At 72.1% G+C, this 18,668-nt stretch carries 14 protein-coding genes; 9 read left to right on the forward strand and 5 right to left on the reverse strand.

What is annotated here, in order from left to right:
- Positions 1-43: 43 nt before the first annotated feature.
- The gene (gene hrpB, locus ABZ490_RS11000; RefSeq protein ID WP_358988032.1) at positions 44-2,584 is read left to right on the forward strand and encodes an ATP-dependent helicase HrpB; all 2,541 of its coding nucleotides are present in this window, start codon (positions 44-46) and stop codon (positions 2,582-2,584) included.
- On the opposite strand, the gene ABZ490_RS11005 is transcribed toward hrpB, so the two are convergent.
- The 3 genes from ABZ490_RS11005 to ABZ490_RS11015 form a co-directional block, all read right to left on the reverse strand.
- Entirely contained in the window at positions 2,574-3,566 is a 993-nt protein-coding gene (locus tag ABZ490_RS11005) for a DUF3068 domain-containing protein (protein WP_358987623.1), read from the reverse strand. The two genes, hrpB and ABZ490_RS11005, sit on opposite strands and share 11 nt — an antisense overlap.
- Before the next feature lie 21 nt (positions 3,567-3,587).
- Entirely contained in the window at positions 3,588-3,722 is a 135-nt protein-coding gene (locus tag ABZ490_RS11010; protein WP_358987627.1) for an SPW_0924 family protein, read from the reverse strand.
- A gap of 166 nt (positions 3,723-3,888) precedes the next feature.
- Positions 3,889-5,664: a lytic transglycosylase domain-containing protein gene (locus ABZ490_RS11015; RefSeq protein ID WP_358987631.1), complete on the reverse strand. Its 1,776-nt coding sequence runs from the start codon at positions 5,662-5,664 to the stop codon at positions 3,889-3,891.
- Positions 5,665-5,997: 333 nt separating this feature from the next.
- Between ABZ490_RS11015 and ABZ490_RS11020 the strand changes: the two genes are divergently transcribed.
- A complete protein-coding gene (locus ABZ490_RS11020) occupies positions 5,998-6,861 on the forward strand; it encodes a DUF4184 family protein (protein ID WP_358987634.1) in 864 nt (287 codons plus the stop codon).
- On the opposite strand, the gene ABZ490_RS11025 is transcribed toward ABZ490_RS11020, so the two are convergent.
- Both ABZ490_RS11025 and polA read right to left on the reverse strand, forming a co-directional pair.
- The gene (locus tag ABZ490_RS11025; RefSeq protein ID WP_358987637.1) at positions 6,827-7,150 is read right to left on the reverse strand and encodes a hypothetical protein; all 324 of its coding nucleotides are present in this window, start codon (positions 7,148-7,150) and stop codon (positions 6,827-6,829) included. The two genes, ABZ490_RS11020 and ABZ490_RS11025, sit on opposite strands and share 35 nt — an antisense overlap.
- A 232-nt stretch (positions 7,151-7,382) precedes the next feature.
- Positions 7,383-10,109 (reverse strand): DNA polymerase I, encoded by a 2,727-nt coding sequence (gene polA / locus ABZ490_RS11030; RefSeq protein ID WP_358987640.1) that lies wholly within the window; start codon positions 10,107-10,109, stop codon positions 7,383-7,385.
- A 247-nt stretch (positions 10,110-10,356) separates the two neighbouring features.
- Here polA and ABZ490_RS11035 point away from each other — a divergent pair, with 247 nt between their 5' ends.
- The 7 genes from ABZ490_RS11035 to ABZ490_RS11065 all read left to right on the forward strand — a co-directional run bounded on the left by ABZ490_RS11035 (position 10,357) and on the right by ABZ490_RS11065 (position 18,667).
- Entirely contained in the window at positions 10,357-12,636 is a 2,280-nt protein-coding gene (locus ABZ490_RS11035) for an FdhF/YdeP family oxidoreductase (protein WP_358987644.1), read from the forward strand.
- Between the two features lie 48 nt (positions 12,637-12,684).
- Positions 12,685-13,149 carry a hotdog fold thioesterase gene (locus ABZ490_RS11040; protein WP_067245415.1) on the forward strand — a complete coding sequence of 155 codons (465 nt, stop codon included), beginning with the start codon at positions 12,685-12,687 and terminating at the stop codon, positions 13,147-13,149.
- 91 nt (positions 13,150-13,240) lie between these two features.
- Complete coding sequence (locus ABZ490_RS11045; protein ID WP_358987649.1) at positions 13,241-13,645, forward strand: hypothetical protein; 405 nt, start codon at positions 13,241-13,243, stop codon at positions 13,643-13,645.
- Positions 13,642-14,277 (forward strand): Tat pathway signal sequence domain protein, encoded by a 636-nt coding sequence (locus ABZ490_RS11050; RefSeq protein WP_358987652.1) that lies wholly within the window; start codon positions 13,642-13,644, stop codon positions 14,275-14,277. The genes ABZ490_RS11045 and ABZ490_RS11050 overlap by 4 nt, the downstream gene beginning before the upstream one ends.
- Before the next feature lie 288 nt (positions 14,278-14,565).
- Complete coding sequence (locus ABZ490_RS11055; protein ID WP_358987655.1) at positions 14,566-15,795, forward strand: branched-chain amino acid ABC transporter substrate-binding protein; 1,230 nt, start codon at positions 14,566-14,568, stop codon at positions 15,793-15,795.
- A gap of 110 nt (positions 15,796-15,905) precedes the next feature.
- Positions 15,906-16,838: a branched-chain amino acid ABC transporter permease gene (locus ABZ490_RS11060; protein ID WP_358987658.1), complete on the forward strand. Its 933-nt coding sequence runs from the start codon at positions 15,906-15,908 to the stop codon at positions 16,836-16,838.
- Positions 16,839-16,843: 5 nt separating this feature from the next.
- On the forward strand, positions 16,844-18,667 hold the full coding sequence (locus tag ABZ490_RS11065) for a branched-chain amino acid ABC transporter permease (protein ID WP_358987661.1): 1,824 nt from the start codon (positions 16,844-16,846) through the stop codon (positions 18,665-18,667).
- Position 18,668: the final 1 nt, after the last annotated feature.

An 18,668-nucleotide genomic window follows, 5' to 3' on the forward strand; every position in this document is an offset into this window, starting at 1 on the left:
GCCTGTCGTACGGCACCGGCCGCCGTACGACACTGGGGGCGTGATCCTCCGTGACGACGCCCTGGCCGCGCTGCCCGTCCGTGCCGCCCTGCCCGCCCTGAACGAGGCTCTGGACGGGCACGGCACCGCCGTCCTGGCCGCGCCGCCCGGCACCGGCAAGACGACGCTCGTCCCCCTGGCGCTGGCCGGGCTGCTGGGCGAGGGGCCGGCGCGGCGGGTGGTCGTGGCCGAGCCGCGCCGGATCGCGGCGCGGGCGGCGGCCCGGCGGATGGCGTGGCTGCTGGGCGAGAAGGCCGGCGGGACCGTCGGGTTCACCGTGCGCGGGGAGCGGGTCGTGGGGCGGCACACGCGCGTGGAGGTCGTCACGACCGGTGTCCTGCTGCAGCGGCTCCAGCGCGACCAGGAGCTGGCCGGCGTGGACGTCGTCGTGCTCGACGAGTGCCACGAGCGGCATCTGGACGCGGACACCTCGGCCGCCTTCCTGTGGGACGTACGGCAGACCCTGCGGCCCGAGCTGCGGCTGGTGGCCGCGTCCGCGACGACCGACACGGAGGGGTGGGCGCGGCTGCTGGGCGGAGCGCCGGTCGTGGAGGCCCACGGGTCGGCGTACGACGTGGAGGTGGTCTGGGCGCCGCCGGTCCGTCCGGTACGGCCGCCGCACGGGATGCGGGTGGATCCGGCGCTGCTCGCGCATGTGGCGTCGGTGGTGCGGCGGGCGCTGGCCGAGCGGGCCGGGGACGTGCTGTGCTTCCTGCCGGGCGTCGGGGAGATCGCGCGGGTCGCCGGGCGGCTCGGGGGCCTGGACGGGGTGGACGTGCTCCAGGTGCACGGGCGGGCGCCGGCCGCGGTGCAGGACGCGGTGCTGGCCCCGGGCGAGCGGCGCCGGGTGGTGCTGGCGACCTCCGTCGCGGAGTCCTCGCTGACGGTTCCCGGGGTGCGGGTGGTCGTCGACTCGGGGCTGGCGCGGGAGCCGCGGGTGGACCATGCGCGCGGGCTGAGCGCGCTCGCGACCGTACGGGCCTCGCGGGCGGCGGCGCGGCAGCGGGCGGGGCGGGCCGGGCGGGAGGCGCCGGGGGTGGTGTACCGGTGCTGGACGGAGGCGGAGGACGCCCGTCTGCCGCGTTTCCCGGCGCCGGAGATCAAGGTGGCCGACCTCACCGCGTTCGCCCTCCAGGCGGCCTGCTGGGGCGATCCCGAGGCGTCGGGGCTGGCGTTGCTGGATCCGCCGCCGGGTGGGGCGATGGCGGCGGCGAGGAGTCTGCTGACGGCTGTGCGGGCGGTCGACTCCGCCGGTCGGGCCACGGACAAGGGGGTCCGGCTGGCCCGGCTGGGGCTGCACCCCCGGCTGGGGCGGGCGTTGCTGGACGGTGCCTCGTCGGTGGGGGCGGAGCGGGCCGCGGAGGTCGTCGCGCTGTTGAGCGAGGAGGCTCCGCGGGAGTACGGGGACGATCTGGGCGCCGTCTTGCGTGGGGTCCGGCGTGGGGGTGACGCCTATGCCGGGCGGTGGCGTGCGGAGGTTCGGCGGCTGCGGGGCGTTCTCGCCGATCTTTCCCACCCACCCGCCCATGGCTCTTCGCCGGAGGGCGAGCCCGGGGCCCGACCGGGTGCCCCTGACGACCAGGTCGCGGGGCTCGTCGCCGCCCTCGCTTTCCCGGAACGTGTCGCCAAGGCCGACGGCGGCTCGTATCTCATGGCTTCCGGGACCAGGGCCGAACTCCGTGACGGCTCACCCCTGCGGTCCGCGTCCTGGCTCGCCGTCGCCGTCGCCGACCGGCCCCTGGGGAAGGGGCACGCGCGGGTGCAGCTCGCCGCGGTGGTGGACGAGGACGTGGCGCGCGGGGCCGCCGGGGCGTTGCTGGAGGAGCGGGACGAGGTGCGCTGGGCGGACGGGGACGTCGTCGCGCGGCGGGTCGAGCGGCTCGGGGCGGTGGAGCTGAGGGTGCGTCCGCTGCGGGACGCCGACGCCGGTCTCGTACGGGACGCCCTCCTGGCGGGGCTCCGGCAGGAGGGGCTGGGGCTGCTGCGGTGGTCCGCGGAGGCGCGGACGCTGCGTCAGCGGCTGGCGTTCCTGCGGCTGCACCTGGGTGAGCCCTGGCCCGAGGTGTCGGACGAGGCGCTGCACGCGCGCGTGGACGCCTGGCTGGAACCCGAGCTGGGCCGGGCCCGGCGGCGGGCGGACCTGGGGCGGATCGACGCCGGGGAGGCGCTCGGGCGGCTGCTGCCGTGGGCGTCCGGGGAGGCGGCCCGGCTGGACGAGCTGGCGCCGCAGCGGATCACCGTGCCGAGCGGGTCCGCGATCCGGATCGACTACGCGGATCCCGCGCAGCCGGTGCTGGCGGTGAAGGTGCAGGAGATGTTCGGGCTCCAGGAGTCCCCGCGGATCGCCGGGGTGCCGCTGCTGGTGCATCTGCTGTCGCCCGCCGGGCGGCCGGCCGCCGTCACCGCCGATCTCGCGTCCTTCTGGAAGGACGGGTACAGGGGTGTGCGGGCGGAGCTGCGGGGGCGGTATCCGAAGCATCCGTGGCCGGAGGACCCCGCCGGCGCCGAGCCGACGCGGCACACGAACGCGCGGCTCAGGCGGTGACCGGTTCCTTTGCGGCCGCCCGTGCCGGTGGCGGGTCCGCCGGGCGGCGGGCCCGGGCCTCCAGCCAGAGGGCCAGGGCGAGCAGCAGGGCGCCGAGGGTGAGGCAGCCCCGGGGGACGTAGGACGTCATGAGCAGGACCAGGGTGCGGTTGTGCTTGACGAGGGCGACGGTGTGCTCGGTGTAGTCCTCGCGCATCTTCACATCGCCCGCGAAGGCGGTGACCTTGGCCCGGTCGCCGAGGAGGGTGCCGCCGCGCAGTTCCTCCTTGTGGATCTCCTCGCCGTAGACGGGTGCGCCGGTGAGCGGTTCCACCCAGAACTTGCGGACCGTCGTGTACCAGCGGGTGGTGCCGGTCCTGGCCACGGTCTCGGGGGTGATGCCGGCGACGGGCATCGTCCTGGGCAGGGAGACCTTGGTCCAGGGGATGGTCTGCTCGAAGTAGTAGACCTTCACGCCGCGGAAGTCCTGGGTGCCCTTGTAGTGGATGGGGTTGCTGGTGCGGGTCTGGGCGTCGAAGTACTCGTAGTCGCGTTTCTCGGTCAGGAAGGGCCATTTGAACTCGATGCCCTCGCGGCGGACCGGGTCGCCGTCGACGGACTCGCCGGTGGCGTGGACGGGCTCCTGGGTGTGGGCGTCGAAGATGTAGCGCTCGGGGACCTTGGAGACCATCTTGCCGTCGGGGCCCTGGATGTAGGACAGGCCGTCCCAGACGACGACGTCCCGGCCGGCGGTCTTCTCGATCTTCTCGGAGGCCGCCACATCGCCCTTGAGGGTCTGCACGATCGTCACCTTGGGGACCGTGCGGGCGGTCATGGTGCCGTAGTCGAGGAGGGTGGCGTTCTTCGCCTCGAGGACCATCGTCTGGTATTCGTTCGCCGGGATCTTGGCCAGGCGCGGGAAGGCGTACCAGCGCACGAGCGGGGCGAGTGCCGCGCAGAACACGGCGAGGGCGAGCAGGACCAGGCTTGTCGTGCGGCGCATCTCGGCCTCCCTGCGGGGCGGTCACGGGTGTGGGGGCACGGTCGTCAGCAGTGGTTTCGGCGAGGTCCTGCCGGCGGGCGTGCCGATCGCGGAGACGGTGAGGACGAGGGCGAGCGCGACGGCGAGACCGGTCGCGGCGGCGATCAGGGCGCGCATGCGGACCTCCCGGCGAGAACGGTCTCCTGACCGACGGAGCTGACTGGGCGTCAGATGCGGCACGGTAGCAACCGGCGGGTGAGATGAGAACACGTCGGACAGCACTGCGGCGCCCCTCCGTCGGGAGGGGCGCCGCAGTGGCCGTACGGAAGCCGATGCGAGCGGGCTACGACCCGGAGGACGATGCCGACGACGACGCAGACGCAGACGCGCTCGCCGAGGCCTCGGTGCTCGCGCTCGAACCGGCGGTCGGGGACGGGCTCGTGCTCGACGACTCGCTGGGCGTCGGGTCCGGGGTGGTGGACGCGGCGGCCGTGACGGTCAGTTCGACCGTGAGGGTCGCGCCGCCGGTGGTGGTGATGCGCAGCAGGTAGGTGCCGGCGGTGTCGTCTGCGTACAGCTTCGGCAGCTGCAACTGGCCGTCCGCGTCGGTCTGGAGGGCGGTGAGGGTGCGGACGGCGTTGCCGGAGGCGTCCTTGAAGTAGGGGCCCTTGTCGTTGGCGGTCGGGTCGTCGGCCGAGGTGATCAGGGTGGCGGTCGCGGCGACCTTGTCGGCGACGGCGCCCTGATAGGTGGCCTTCACCGTGACCTGGTCGGCGAACTCGCCGCCGGCGACGGCGGTCAGCGCGGTGTCGGCGGTGCGGGCGAGGGCGTCGGCGGCGCGCGCGGTGACGGTGGCCTTGTAGTCGACGGCGGTGATCGTGCGGCCCACGATGGTGGCGCGGACGGTGAACGTGCCGGTCTTCTCGCCAGCCCGGAGGGCGGGCGCGACGGCGACGCCCTTGCTGTCGGTGACGACGGTGGCGACGTTCTCGCCGCCGGTGAACGCGAGGTCGGTGTCACCGACGATGGTGAAGCGGACCCTGACCTTGGCGACGGCCTTGCCGGCCGCGGTCTCCGCGCGGGTGCTGACCTTCGTGGTGAAGGCGTCGCCCGCCATGGCGGTGAGCTTGGCCGTGCTGCCCGCGTTCTCCAGGTGGTCGACCGTGTCGGTCGGCGTGGGCGGGGTGCTCGGCGTCGAGGGGGTGCTGGGCGTGCTCGGCGTCGAGGGCGTGCTGGGCGTCGACGGGGTGGACGGCGTGCTCGGCTCGTCGTCGCTGCGGTCGGAGGGCACGGTGCCGGTGCCGTCGGGGATGGAGTGGGTGCCCTTGCGGTAGTACTCCAGCCACGACATGACGGTGTTGTAGTACTCCGTCGAGTTGTTGTAGCTGAGGATCGCGCTGCGCATGCCCGAGGTGGTGGACATGTCCCAGTTGTTGCGGCACAGGTAGTGGCCGGCGGCGAGCGCGGCGTCGTAGATGTTGTTGGGGTCCTTCTTGCCGTCGCCGTTGCCGTCGCGGCCCGCCCAGGCCCAGGTGGAGGGGATGAACTGCATGGGGCCGACGGCGCGGTCGTAGGTGCTGTCGCCGTCGTAGGCGCCGTTGTCGGTGTCGCTGATGTTCGCGAAACCGTTGCCGTCGAGGACGGGGCCGAGGATCGGCGAGAGGGTGGTGCCGTCGGCGCCGACGTTGCCGCCGCGGGCCTGGCCCGACTCGACCTTGCCGATGGCGGCGAGGAGTTGCCAGGGCAGGTTGCAGCCGGGCTTGGACTGCGCGAGCTCCGTCTCGGCCTTCTTGTAGGCGTCCAGGACGGTCGCGGGGATGCCCGCCTCGGAGCTGCCGGTGCCGACCGGGCTGGTGGTGGCGCTCGAGCTGGGCGCGGGGTTCGGGCTGTTCAGCGGCGGCAGGTCCGTGTAGTACGGCGAGTTGCCGGTGGCGCTGCCGTCGGTGCTCGTGTCCGCGGCGGCCGGGGTGTCGGCGGCGGTCTGTCCGCTGCCGCTCCCGCTCACACCGGCTGTGACGTCCGGTGCCTGGGACGCGGCCAGGGCCGCGACCGCCAGTGCGGCCACGGTCGTGTTGACCGCTCCCTTGCGCAGCCTCCTGCCGAAATGCGCCGACGACATGAAGCGAACCCCTCCCGTGGACGCCCCGCGTCCGTGTCCGTGTCTGCGCCACGCCCTTGTGGACGGTGGCGACCCCTGCGGCTGTTGTGACGATCGGACCGCCCCGAGGGTTGCACCCGGAGCGCCCGACTGGGTCTGTTCTTTTGTTCGACTGCCCGCGGCGGCACGGCAACCCCAGCGACCCTACGACAACTTCTTTTGCACCGGCACCCGTTCGCACCTCCATTTCACCGGTTGGCCGGGTTCCGTTCGTCCGGGAACCACTGCCGCATACTGGACGTCTTCCGTGACCGTGCCCGTCCGGACCCCCACCCTCCGCCCCAGGGAGCCGCGTTGCCGTTCACTCTGAGCCATGCGGCGGCGGTGCTGCCCGGGGTGCGCGCCGACGGGACCGGCCGCGGACGGCTGGTCCCGGCCGTTCTCGTGGCGGGTTCGTTCGCGCCCGATCTGACCTACTACGCGGCGAGTGTCCTGTCCGGGGCGATGGAGTTCGGCGATGTCACGCACTCCTTCCCCGGGGTGTTCACCGTCGACGTGGTCATCGCCTGGGCGCTGGTGGGGCTCTGGCTGCTGCTGCGCGAACCGCTGGTGGCGCTGCTGCCGGCGGCGCGGCAGGCGCGGACGGCCGCGCTGACCCGGTGCGGTGCGCCCCACGCGCGCGTGCGGCCCGCCACCGCGGCGTGGTGGTACGCCTCCGCGGTGCTCGGCGCGCTGACCCATGTGGTGTGGGACGCGTTCACGCACCTGGACCGCTGGGGCATGCGGCTGTTCCCGGTGCTGGGCGAGACGGTGGCCGGTTCACCGCTGTACTGGTATCTCCAGTACGGCGGTTCGGCCGTGGCCGCCGTGGTGATCACCGCGTTCGTGGCGCACGCGCTGCGCCGGGCTCCGGCGGACCGGCCGGCCCGGGTGCCGGCGCTGTCCGCGCGGGACCGGTGGACGGCGGCGGCGGTGATCGGCGGGTGCGCCCTGGCCGGGGCCGTGCAGCGGGTGTCGCGGTGGTGGACCTCCTGGGAGACACGCGGCGCGAAGCCGTGGGAGCTGGTCCCGACGGTCTGCTTCGGGGCGGGCGCGGGCCTGGTGCTGGGGCTGCTGCTGTACGCCGTCGGCGTGCGCGTGTGGCGTCCGCTCGTCGGCGGTGCGGCGGGCGGGCCGGCGGAGGTCAGCGTGGGGCGGAGTCGTCAGGGCGTGCGCTGAGGGGCGGCGGCGTCACGACGAAGACGGTGATACGGCGGGTCGGCTTCCGTCGGTGCGGACGGCCGAGGGCGGCCAGCGCGAGGGTGAGGCAGGCGCGGGTCTGCTCGGCCCACAGGCGCGGGCCGGCACCGGTGCCGCCCCGGGTGCCGGGGACGCGGGCGGTGGAGGCACCGGGCGCCCGGGCGGGGAGCATGCGCCGGGGAGGGGCCGGGTCGCGGTCACCCTGCGTGTCTGCGGTCGCCGTGCCCGGGGTGAGGGCCGTCCGGCGGTGGTGCGTACGTATACCCATGGCGGCATCGTGGCGGGCCGGGACGGTGAGGGGCGTGTTCTCGGGGGCCACGTGGGTGAGGGCCCTTCGGGGGATGTACCGGGGGTGACGGGTGGCGGGGCGCAAGGGGCCCGGAGATGGGGCAAGGAGCAGGGGCACGAAGAAGGGGCCCTGTCCGTGCCGACAGGACCCCTCGACGCTCGCCGGGGAAGCGGTCCCCGCTTGAGGCGGGTCCCCGCTCCCCCGCCGGAGGCTAGTGCGCCGCCGACTCCCAGTCGGTGCCCGCGCCCACCGAGACGTCCAGCGGGGCCCTGAGGTGGACCGCGCCCGCCATCTCGCGGCGGACGATCTCCTCCACCGCCGCGCGCTCGCCCGGGGCGATCTCCAGGACGATTTCGTCGTGGACCTGGAGCAGCATGCGGGAGGTGAGGTCCGCGGCGCGCAGGGCGCCGTCCACCTTGAGCATGGCGATCTTGACGATGTCGGCCGCGGTGCCCTGGATCGGGGCGTTGAGGGCCATCCGCTCGGCCGCCTCGCGGCGCTGGCGGTTGTCGCTGTTGAGGTCGGGGAGGTAGCGGCGGCGGCCGAAGAGGGTCGCCGTGTAGCCGGTGGCCCGGGCCTCGTCGACGGCGCGGCGCAGATAGTCGCGGACGCCGCCGAACCGCTCGAAGTAGGCGTCCATCAGGGCGCGCGCCTCGCCCGCCTCGATGTTGAGCTGCTGGGACAGCCCGAACGCCGACAGACCGTAGGCCAGGCCGTACGACATGGCCTTGATCTTGCGGCGCATCTCCGCGTCCACCGCGCCCGGTTCGACGGCGAAGACCTGGGAGGCGGCCGTGGTGTGCAGGTCCTCGCCGGAGGTGAACGCCTGGATGAGGCCCTCGTCCTCGGAGAGGTGGGCCATCACGCGCAGTTCGATCTGGCTGTAGTCGGCGGTCATCAGGGACTCGAAGCCCTCGCCGACGACGAAGCCGCGGCGGATCGCGCGGCCCTCGTCCGTGCGGACCGGGATGTTCTGGAGGTTGGGGTCCGTGGAGGACAGCCGGCCGGTCGCGGCGACGGTCTGGTTGAACGTGGTGTGGATCCGGCCGTCGGCGGCGATCGTCTTGATCAGGCCCTCGACGGTGACGCGGAGCTTCGCCTGCTCGCGGTGGCGGAGCATGATGACGGGCAGTTCGTTGTCCGTCTGGCCGGCGAGCCAGGCCAGGGCGTCGGCGTCGGTGGTGTAACCGGTCTTGGTCTTCTTGGTCCTGGGCAGGGCCAGCTCGCCGAAGAGGACCTCCTGGAGCTGCTTGGGCGAGCCCAGGTTGAACTCGTGCCCCGCGGCCGCGTGCGCCTCCTTCACGGCCTGCTGGACCGCGCCGGCGAACATCTGCTCCATGGCCTCGAGATGGGCGCGGTCGGCGGCGATGCCGTGCCGCTCCATACGGGCGAGGAGGGTGGAGGTGGGCAGCTCCATGTCCTGGAGCAGGTCGGCCGCGCCGACCTCTTCGAGCTTGTCGCGGAAGGCCTCGCCGAGGTCGAGGATCGCGCGGGCCTGCACCATGAGGGCCTCGGCCTCGGCGCCGTCGTCCGCGCCGAAGGCGAGCTGGCCGTCGGCCGCGGCGGCCGGGGCCAGTTCGCGGCCCAGGTACTCCAGGGAGAGCGCGTCCAGGTCGAAGGAGCGCCGGCCCGGCTTGACCAGGTAGGCGGCGAGGGCGGTGTCCATGCACACGCCGGCGACGGACCAGCCGTGCTCGGCGAACACCCGCATGGCGCCCTTGACGTTGTGCAGGACCTTGGGGCGGTCCGCGTCGGCCAGCCAGGCCGCCCAGGCCCGCTCGTCGGCCTCGTCGAGCTGGGTGGGGTCGAACCAGGCGGCGGGGCCGTCGGCGGCGGCCAGCGCGATCTCGGCGACCGAGCCGGTGCCCAGGGCCCAGGTGTCGACGGTGGCGACGCCGAGGGGCTGCTCGGCGTGGCCGGCGAGCCAGCCGGCCAGTTCGCCGGTGCCCAGCACGGCGCCGTCCAGTTCGACGCCGGCGGTGACGACCGGCGTCGTCTCGGCCTCGGCGTCGCCCGGGTCGACGGCGAGGAGCCGCTCGCGCAGGGAGGGGTTCCTGATCTCCAGGGTGTCCAGGACCATCGCGACGGCCGTGCGGTCGTACGGGGCGCGCTCCAGGTCGGTGACCGTCTTCGGGAGGTCGACCGTGCGGACCATCTCGGTGAGGCGGCGGTTGAGCTTGACGGCCTCCAGGTGGTCGCGGAGGTTCTGCCCGGCCTTGCCCTTGACCTCCTCGACGCGCTCGACGAGCTCCGCGAACGAGCCGAACTGGTTGATCCACTTCGCGGCCGTCTTCTCGCCGACGCCGGGGATGCCCGGGAGGTTGTCGGACGGGTCGCCGCGCAGCGCCGCGAAGTCGGGGTACTGGGCGGGCGTCAGCCCGTACTTCTCGACGACCTTCTCCGGGGTGAACCGGGTCAGCTCCGAGACGCCCTTCGTCGGGTACAGCACGGTCGTGTGCTCGCTGACCAGCTGGAAGGAGTCGCGGTCGCCGGTGACGATCAGCACCTCGAAGCCCTCGGCCTCGGCCTGGGTGGCGAGCGTGGCGATGACGTCGTCGGCCTCGAAGCCGTCGACCGCGAACCGCGAGACGTGCATCGCGTCGAGCAGCTCGCCGATCAGCTCGACCTGGCCCTTGAACTCGTCCGGGGTCTTGGAGCGGTTCGCCTTGTACTCGGTGAACTCCTCGGAGCGCCAGGTCTTGCGGGAGACGTCGAAGGCGACCGCGAAGTGCGTGGGCGCCTCGTCACGCAGGGTGTTGGCCAGCATCGACGCGAAGCCGTAGATCGCGTTCGTCGGCTGGCCCGTCGCGGTGGTGAAGTTCTCCGCGGGCAGCGCGAAGAACGCGCGGTAGGCCAGCGAGTGCCCGTCCATGAGCATCAGGCGCGGGCGGGCGCCGGCGTCGGGGGTCTCGGTCTTCTTCGATGCTGTCTCTGCCACGCCCCCGATCCTGCCACGCTCCACTGACACTCGGCCCCGCCCGCGGTCCGCGCGCACCGACGCGCCGTGACCGGGCCGTCACCGCACCCCGAGAATGTTGCCCCTTCCGCAACCATTGCCCTATACGCAACCATGAAGGGGGTCCTCGCCCGCCCGGCCGCCGTGACCGTCGGTGCCCCGTGCGAGGATTCGCACGCGTGTCGCCCACGGCACCGGCGCACACCGCAGGACACAAGGGGAGGGTGCGATGGCAACGAAGCCGCCCGAGGCTGATCCGGTCCAGGACGTGCCGGAGGTCGCCGAGCCGAAGCACGCGGCGGCGGGTCTGCCGGCCGTCGGACACTCCCTGCGGATCGCACAGCAGCAGATGGGGGTCAGGCGCACCGCGTTGACACTGCTGCGGGTCAACCAGAAGAACGGCTTCGACTGCCCCGGCTGCGCCTGGCCCGAGCCGGAGCACCGGCACGCCGCCGAGTTCTGCGAGAACGGCGCGAAGGCGGTCGCGGAGGAGGCCACCCTGCGCCGGGTCACCCCGGAGTTCTTCGCCACCCACCCGGTCGCCGACCTCGCCGGCCGCAGCGGCTACTGGCTCGGCCAGCAGGGGCGGCTCACCCACCCCATGTACCTCCCCGAGGGCGGCACGCACTACGAGCCGGTCGCCTGGGAACGCGCCTTCGACATCATCGCCGAGGAGACGGCCGCGCTCGCCTCGCCCGACGAGGCCGTCTTCTACACCTCGGGCCGCACCAGCAACGAGGCCGCGTTCCTCTACCAGCTCTTCGCGCGCGAGCTCGGCACGAACAACCTGCCGGACTGCTCCAACATGTGCCACGAGTCCTCCGGCTCGGCCCTGTCGGAGACCATCGGCATCGGCAAGGGCAGCGTCCTGCTGGAGGACCTGCACCGGGCCGACCTGATCATCGTCGCCGGGCAGAACCCGGGCACCAACCACCCGCGGATGCTCTCCGCCCTGGAGAAGGCCAAGGCCGGCGGGGCGAGGATCATCAGCGTGAACCCGCTGCCCGAGGCGGGCCTGGAGCGGTTCAAGAACCCGCAGACCCCGCAGGGCATGCTCAAGGGCGCCGCCCTCACCGACCTGTTCCTCCAGATCCGCATCGGCGGCGACCAGGCCCTGTTCCGGCTGCTGAACAAGCTGGTCCTGGAGACCGAGGGCGCCCTCGACGAGGGGTTCATCGCCGAACACACCCATGGCTTCGAGGAGTTCGCCGAGGCCGCCCGCGCCGCCGACTGGGACGAGACGCTCACCGCGACCGGCCTCACGCGCGCGGAGATCGAGGAGACCCTGCGCATGGTGCTAGCCTCGCGGCGCACCATCGTCTGCTGGGCCATGGGCCTCACCCAGCACAAGCACTCCGTGCCGACCATCCGCGAGGTGGTCAACTTCCTCCTGCTGCGCGGCAACATCGGCCGCCCGGGCGCGGGCGTGTGCCCGGTGCGCGGCCACTCCAACGTGCAGGGCGACCGCACCATGGGCATCTTCGAACGGCCGGCCCCGGCCTTCCTCGACGCCCTGGAGAAGGAGTTCGGATTCGCGCCCCCGCGCGGGCACGGCTTCGACGTGGTGCGCGCCATCCGCGCCCTGCGCGACGGCGAGGCGAAGCTGTTCTTCGCCATGGGCGGCAACTTCGTCGCCGCCTCCCCCGACACCGACGTCACCGAGGCGGCCATGCGGCGCGCCCGGCTGACGGTGCATGTGTCGACCAAGCTGAACCGCTCGCACGTCGTCACGGGCGCGCGTGCCCTGATCCTGCCGACGCTCGGGCGCACCGAGCGCGATCTCCAGGGCGGCGGCGAGCAGTTCGTCACCGTCGAGGACTCCATGGGCATGGTGCACGCCTCACGCGGCCGGCTGGCCCCCGCGAGCGGCCACCTGCTGTCCGAGCCGGCCATCGTCAGCCGGCTGGCCCGCCGGGTGCTCGGCGCGGACAGCAAGGTGCCGTGGGAGGAGTTCGAGAAGGACTACGCGACGATCCGCGACCGGATAGCCCGCGTGATCCCCGGCTTCGAGGACTTCAACGCGCGCGTGGCCCACCCGGGCGGCTTCACCCTCCCGCACGCCCCGCGCGACGAGCGCCGCTTCCCGACCGCCACCGGCAAGGCCAACTTCACCGCCGCGCCGGTCGAGTACCCGAAGCCGCCCGAGGGCCGGCTGCTGCTCCAGACCCTGCGCTCGCACGACCAGTACAACACCACGATCTACGGCCTCGACGACCGCTACCGGGGCATCAGGAACGGCCGCCGGGTCGTCCTGGTCAACGCCGAGGACGCCCGCGCGCTGGGGATCGCGGACGGCTCGTACGTGGACCTCGTCGGCGAGTGGGACGACGGCGTGGAGCGGCGGGCGCCCGGTTTCCGGGTCGTGCTGTACCCGACCACCCGGGGCTGCGCGGCCGCCTACTACCCGGAGACGAACGTGCTGGTGCCGCTGGACGCCACCGCCGACACGAGCAACACCCCGGCCAGCAAGTCCGTCGTGGTGCGTCTGGAACAATCGTCGACCGACTGAGCGTTTGCTCAGTGACTGGACCCGGATCGACGAACGGAGCCCGGCCCCATGGGCGAGCAGCAGCATGTGAAGTTCCCGCCGGAGGTCATCGCGGAGTACGCCGCGCTCGGCATCGACATCGTGGCCCTGTTCTCGGCCGGACACCTCGGCTCCCGCATGGGCGTGGAGATCGTCGAGGCCTCCGCGGACCGGGTCGTCGGCACCATGCCGGTGGAGGGCAACACGCAGCCGTACGGCCTGCTGCACGGCGGCGCCTCCGCGGTGCTGGCCGAGACCCTCGGCTCGGTCGGGTCGATGCTGCACGGCGGCAGCTCCAAGATCGCCGTCGGGGTCGACCTGAACTGCACCCATCACCGGGGCGTCCGCTCCGGCCTGGTCACGGGCGTGGCCACGCCCGTGCACCAGGGGCGGTCCACGGCGACGTACGAGATCGTGATCAGCGACGAGGAGGGGCGCCGGGTGTGCACCGCCCGGCTGACCTGTCTGCTGCGGGACGCCCCCACGGCGGGCTGACGACCCCGGGGCGGGCCCCGCGGACGGCCCCCGACGCGACGCGCCGCCGGGCCCGTTGCCCCCTGGCGCCCCGGCGCCCTAGCGTCGGGGCATGACCACGGGAGGCGCGCACGGAGCGCGGACGGCGGCACGGCTGGCGGGGTGGGTGCTGCTCGCCTCGCTCTCGGCGGCCGGCTGCGGCGACACCGCCCGGAGCCAGGCCCCCGCCGCCTCCCGCACCGCCTCCCCGTCCACCACCTCACCCGAGGAGCTGTGCACGCGCGTGGTCGCCCACTGGTCCCGCGAGGTCCTGGACAGCCGCACCTACGGCGACTACCAGTCGATGGGGCTCTCCAACGGCCAGTACGACATCCTGCGCACCGTCGTGGACGCGGCGCGGGCCGAGAAGAAGCGCCAAGGGGCCGCGGCCGCCGACGCGTTGATCGACCGCGAGGCCCGCGCGGGCTGCGCCGGCTGGTACCGCTCCGGCGGCCCGGGCGAAGGCCCCTGGCAGTGAGCGGCGTCGGCCCGATCGAGCCCGGCGAGGGCACGCACGCGTGGGACACGCGCCCGGCGGAGCCCCCGGCCGACGCCCCCGCTCCCCCGCGCACTCCCCTGCCCCGTCTGCGCGGCTTCCTGGCGGACCACCGCAGATCCGCCCTGGCCGCTCTCGTCACCGTCGGCCTTCTCGCCGTCTGCGGCCTGCTCTACGCGACCCGCCCCGAGGAGCGGAAACCGGCCATCTCCAGACCGCCGTTCCCCGCCCAGGTCGTCGATGTCACCTATATCGGCGAACACACCGTGCCACCGGGCACCCGGCCGCACACCCTCGCCTTCGAGGTGCTGCTGAGCGTGGATTCCGGCCCGCCGGTCACGGTGACCCGGGTGTCCCAGCCGTACGCCGGTGTCTCCCTGACCTCGGCGCCCCGGGCCCCGTTCCGTACGGATGCGGGCTCCGCCCGCAAGATCGTGATCACCATGCATGTGGCGGAATGCGGGAAAGTACCGGAGAATGCCGGGCTTCCTTTCATCGACGTAACTCTGCGTAATACGCGTGCAATACAAGTGCAGAGTTTCATCCTGGGGCCCCGCTACGCCCAGGACCTCTCCCGGGCCCTACAAGTCGCCTGTAGCAACGAATCTGGGTAATCACCAAAACGCCCGAGACACCTGAACAGACCTGGGTTCATCCTGCGCGTTCTCAGCATGCGGACAGGGCGAATCGGCCTGAAATTCGCTGTTCCACCCGCCAAGTACCGCTCTGCATTACCTCGTGTCATAACAAGAGAGTCACAGCCTGGTTCAGACCCTCCTCCCCGTTCCCTCCACCCGCTTAGAGTCACGCCCAGTCACCGCGCGGCTGGAATACCCCTTCGGCCTCAGCGCTCGACTCGGCCTCTTCCAGGGGGGAGGGCCGCCCAGGGAAAGGACTGGAACGTGCGTCAACGTTCGCTCATCGCCATCACCGCCGCGCTGTCCGCCGGAGCACTCACCCTCACCGCCTGCGGTTCGCGTGACAGCGGCGGCGACAAGGGCTCCGACAGCGGCGGCACCACCGTCACCATCGGCGTCGACGCCCCGCTCACCGGCGACCTCTCCGCGCTGGGCCTCGGCATCAAGAACTCGGCCGACCTCGCCGCCAAGACGGCCAACAAGCAGAAGTTCGTCGACGGCGTCACCTTCAAGGTCGTCGCCAAGGACGACCAGGCGCAGCCCTCCGCCGGCCAGCAGAACGCCACCGCGCTCGTCGCCGACAAGAGCGTGCTCGGCGTGGTCGGCCCGCTGAACTCCTCCGTCGCCGAGTCGATGCAGAAGGTCTTCGACGACGCCAAGCTGGTCGAGGTCTCCCCGGCCAACACCAACCCGGCGCTCACCCAGGGCACCGACTGGGCGAACACCAAGAAGCGCCCCTACGCGTCGTACTTCCGCACCGCGACCACGGACGCCATCCAGGGCCCGTTCGCCGCGCAGTACGTCTTCAACGACGCCAAGAAGAAGAAGGTCTTCGTCATCGACGACAAGAAGACCTACGGCGCCGGCCTCGCCGCGACCTTCACCGAGGAGTTCAAGAAGCTCGGCGGTTCGGTCGTCGGCACCGAGCACATCAACCCCGACAGCAAGGACTTCTCCGCGGTCGCCACCAAGGTGAAGACCTCCGGCGCCGAGGTCGTCTACTACGGCGGCGAGTACCCGCAGGCCGGCCCGCTCAGCAAGCAGATCAAGGCCGCCGGCGCCAAGATCCCGCTGGTCGGCGGCGACGGCATCTTCGACCCGACCTTCATCAAGCTGGCCGGCACCGACGCCACCGGCGACCTGGCCACCTCCGTCGGCGCCCCGGTCGAGGAGCTCGACTCCGCCAAGGAGTTCGTCGCCAACTACAAGGCCGCCGGATACAAGGAGGAGTACGCCGCGTACGGCGGTTACTCCTACGACTCCGCGTGGGCGATCATCGAGGCCGTCAAGAAGGTCGTCGACGACAACAAGGGCAAGCTGCCCGACGACGCGCGCGCCAAGGTCACCGCGGCCATGCAGAACGTCTCCTTCGACGGTGTGACCGGCAAGGTCTCCTTCGACGAGTTCGGTGACGCCACCAACAAGCAGCTCACCGTCTACGCCGTCGAGAACGGCGCCTGGAAGGCCGTCAAGTCCGGCACCTACTCCGGCTGACCCACCCGCACCACTTCCTGAGCCGCGCGGGGCGCTGTTCCACTGGCGCCCCGCGCGGACTCACATCCGGCCCCCCGTCGAAACATCCGAACCGTCTCGGAGGACATGCGGTGAACGAACTGCCGCAGCAGCTGGTCAACGGCCTGCTACTGGGATCCATGTACGGCCTGGTCGCCATCGGCTACACAATGGTCTATGGCATTGTCCAGCTCATCAACTTCGCCCACGGCGAGATCTTCATGACCGGAGCGTTCGGCGCTCTCACGGTCTATCTCTACATTCTGCCCGACGGCACCTCGATGGCCATCGCCCTGCCGCTGATGCTGGTGGGCGCGGTCATGGTCTCCGTCATCGTCGCCGTGGGAGCGGAACGGTTCGCCTACCGTCCCCTCCGCAACGCACCACGCCTCGCCCCGCTCATCACCGCCATCGGTCTCTCCCTGGCGCTCCAGCAGGCCGTGTGGGCCTGGTACCCCGACGCCACCTCGGCCCTCACCTTCCCGGAGATCCCGGGCGGCCCGTTCGAGATCGGCAACGTCACCATCCAGACCGGTGACGTCTTCCTGCTCGTCGCCGCCCCCATCAGCATGGCCTTCCTCGGCTACTTCGTCATGAAGACCCGCACCGGACGCGGTATGCAGGCCACCGCCCAGGACCCCGACACCGCCAAGCTCATGGGCGTCAACACCGACCGCATCATCGTGATCGCGTTCGCCCTCGGTGCCGCCTTCGCCGCCATCGGCGGCGTCGCCTACGGCCTCAAGTACGGCCAGATCGACTTCCGCATGGGCTTCCTGCTCGGCCTCAAGGCCTTCACCGCGGCCGTCCTCGGCGGTATCGGCAACATCTACGGCGCCATGATCGGCGGCATCGCCCTCGGCATCGCCGAAACCCTGGCCACCGCCTACATCGCCGACATCCCCGGCATGGACAAGTTCGGCAGCAACGCCTGGGCCGACGTCTGGGCCTTCGTACTCCTCATCCTCGTGCTGCTGTTCCGGCCCCAGGGCCTGCTCGGCGAGCGCGTCGCGGACAGGGCGTGACACCGATGACGACACAGACCACCACACCCGAGGCCTTCGGCGACACCACGCCCGCCCGCGCCGGCCTCATCGGCATCCCGGAGAACGCCGCCCGCGCCCTCGCCACCGGCGGCGCCGCCCTCACCATCGTCTCCACCTTCCTGGCCTGGACCTGGACCCCCGACTTCCCCGGCGACCTCACCTTCTACGGCAACCCGGGCGGCCTCCAGGTCCTCGTCCTCATCGGCGGCCTGCTCACCACCCTGTTCTCCCTGGCCTCCTACGCCGTCAAGGGCTTCGGCTGGCTCGTCCCCGCCGGCGCCGACGGCGCCATCAAGTTCGCCGCGCTCGCCACCTTCGGGACCGCCTGGTACACCGTCATCGCGATCAGCGCCGACCTCGGCGGAGTCGTCAACCTCGAACCCGGTGGCTACATCGTCGCCGTGGCCAGCCTCGCCGCCCTCCTCGGCGCCCTGGCCCTGCCGTTCGAGCACCCCGAGCCCGACCCGATCGACCCCGACGAAACGTCGTGGGAGCACACCAAGCACAAGCTCGGCCACCAGTGGCAGACCGTCCGGGCCGCCTTCGGCTCCGGCACCCCGCGCCCCGCCCCGGCCCTGCCCGCGTACGCCGAGATCCTGATCATCGTCCTCGTCCTCGCCCTCGCCCTCACCGTCTTCACCTACGGCATCGGCACCGAGTACGACGAGCTGTTCATCGGCTTCCTGATCACCGCCGGCTTCGGCTTCGCCGCACTCACCAAGTCCGGCCTCGTCGCCCAGGCCAGCCAGATCACCGCCCGGCACCAGAACGTCACCATCTGCGGCGCGTTCCTCGCGGCAGCCCTGTTCCCCTTCACCCAGACCGACGACCAGTACGCGACCGTCGGCGTCTACATCCTCATCTTCGCCACCGTCGCCCTCGGCCTGAACATCGTCGTCGGCCTCGCGGGCCTCCTCGACCTCGGTTACGTCGCCTTCCTCGGCGTCGGCGCCTACGCCGCCGCGATGGTCTCCGGCTCCCCGAGCTCGCCGTTCGACGTGCACTTCCCCTTCTGGGCCGCCGCCCTCGTCGGCTGCGCCGCCTCCCTGGTCTTCGGCGTCCTCATCGGCGCCCCGACCCTGCGACTGCGCGGCGACTACCTCGCCATCGTGACCCTCGGCTTCGGTGAGATCTTCCGCATCACCGCCAACAACCTCGACGGCACCTCCGGACCCGACATCACCAACGGCTCCAACGGCATCTCCTCGATCCCGAACCTCAACATCCTCGGATTCGACTTCGGAACCGTCCACGACATCGCCGGCTTCAGCATCGGCCGCTTCGCCAACTACTTCTTCCTGATGCTGATCATCACCGCCATCGTCGTACTCGTCTTCCGGCGCAGCGGTGACTCCCGCATCGGCCGCGCCTGGGTCGCCATCCGCGAGGACGAGACCGCCGCCCTCGCCATGGGCATCAACGGCTTCCGCGTCAAGCTCATCGCCTTCGCCGTCGGCGCCTCGCTGGCAGGCCTCGCGGGCACGGTCCAGGCCCACGTGACGTACACCGTCACCCCCGAGCAGTACGTCTTCGCCGGCGCCATCCCGCCCAACTCCGCCTTCCTCCTCGCCGCGGTCGTCCTCGGCGGCATGGGCACCATCGGCGGCCCCCTCATCGGCGCCTCGCTGCTCTTCCTCATCCCCAACAAGCTCCAGTTCCTGGGCGACTACCAGCTCTTCGCCTTCGGCCTCGCACTCATCCTGCTGATGCGCTTCCGGCCGGAGGGCATGATCCCCAACCGCCGCCGCCAGCTCGAGTTCCACGAGGAAGCGGAAGCGCCCACCGTCCTCACGAAGGCAGGGGCCTGAC

This window comes from Streptomyces sp. NPDC005811 (assembly GCF_040630405.1).
Classification (GTDB): Bacteria; Actinomycetota; Actinomycetes; order Streptomycetales; family Streptomycetaceae; genus Streptomyces.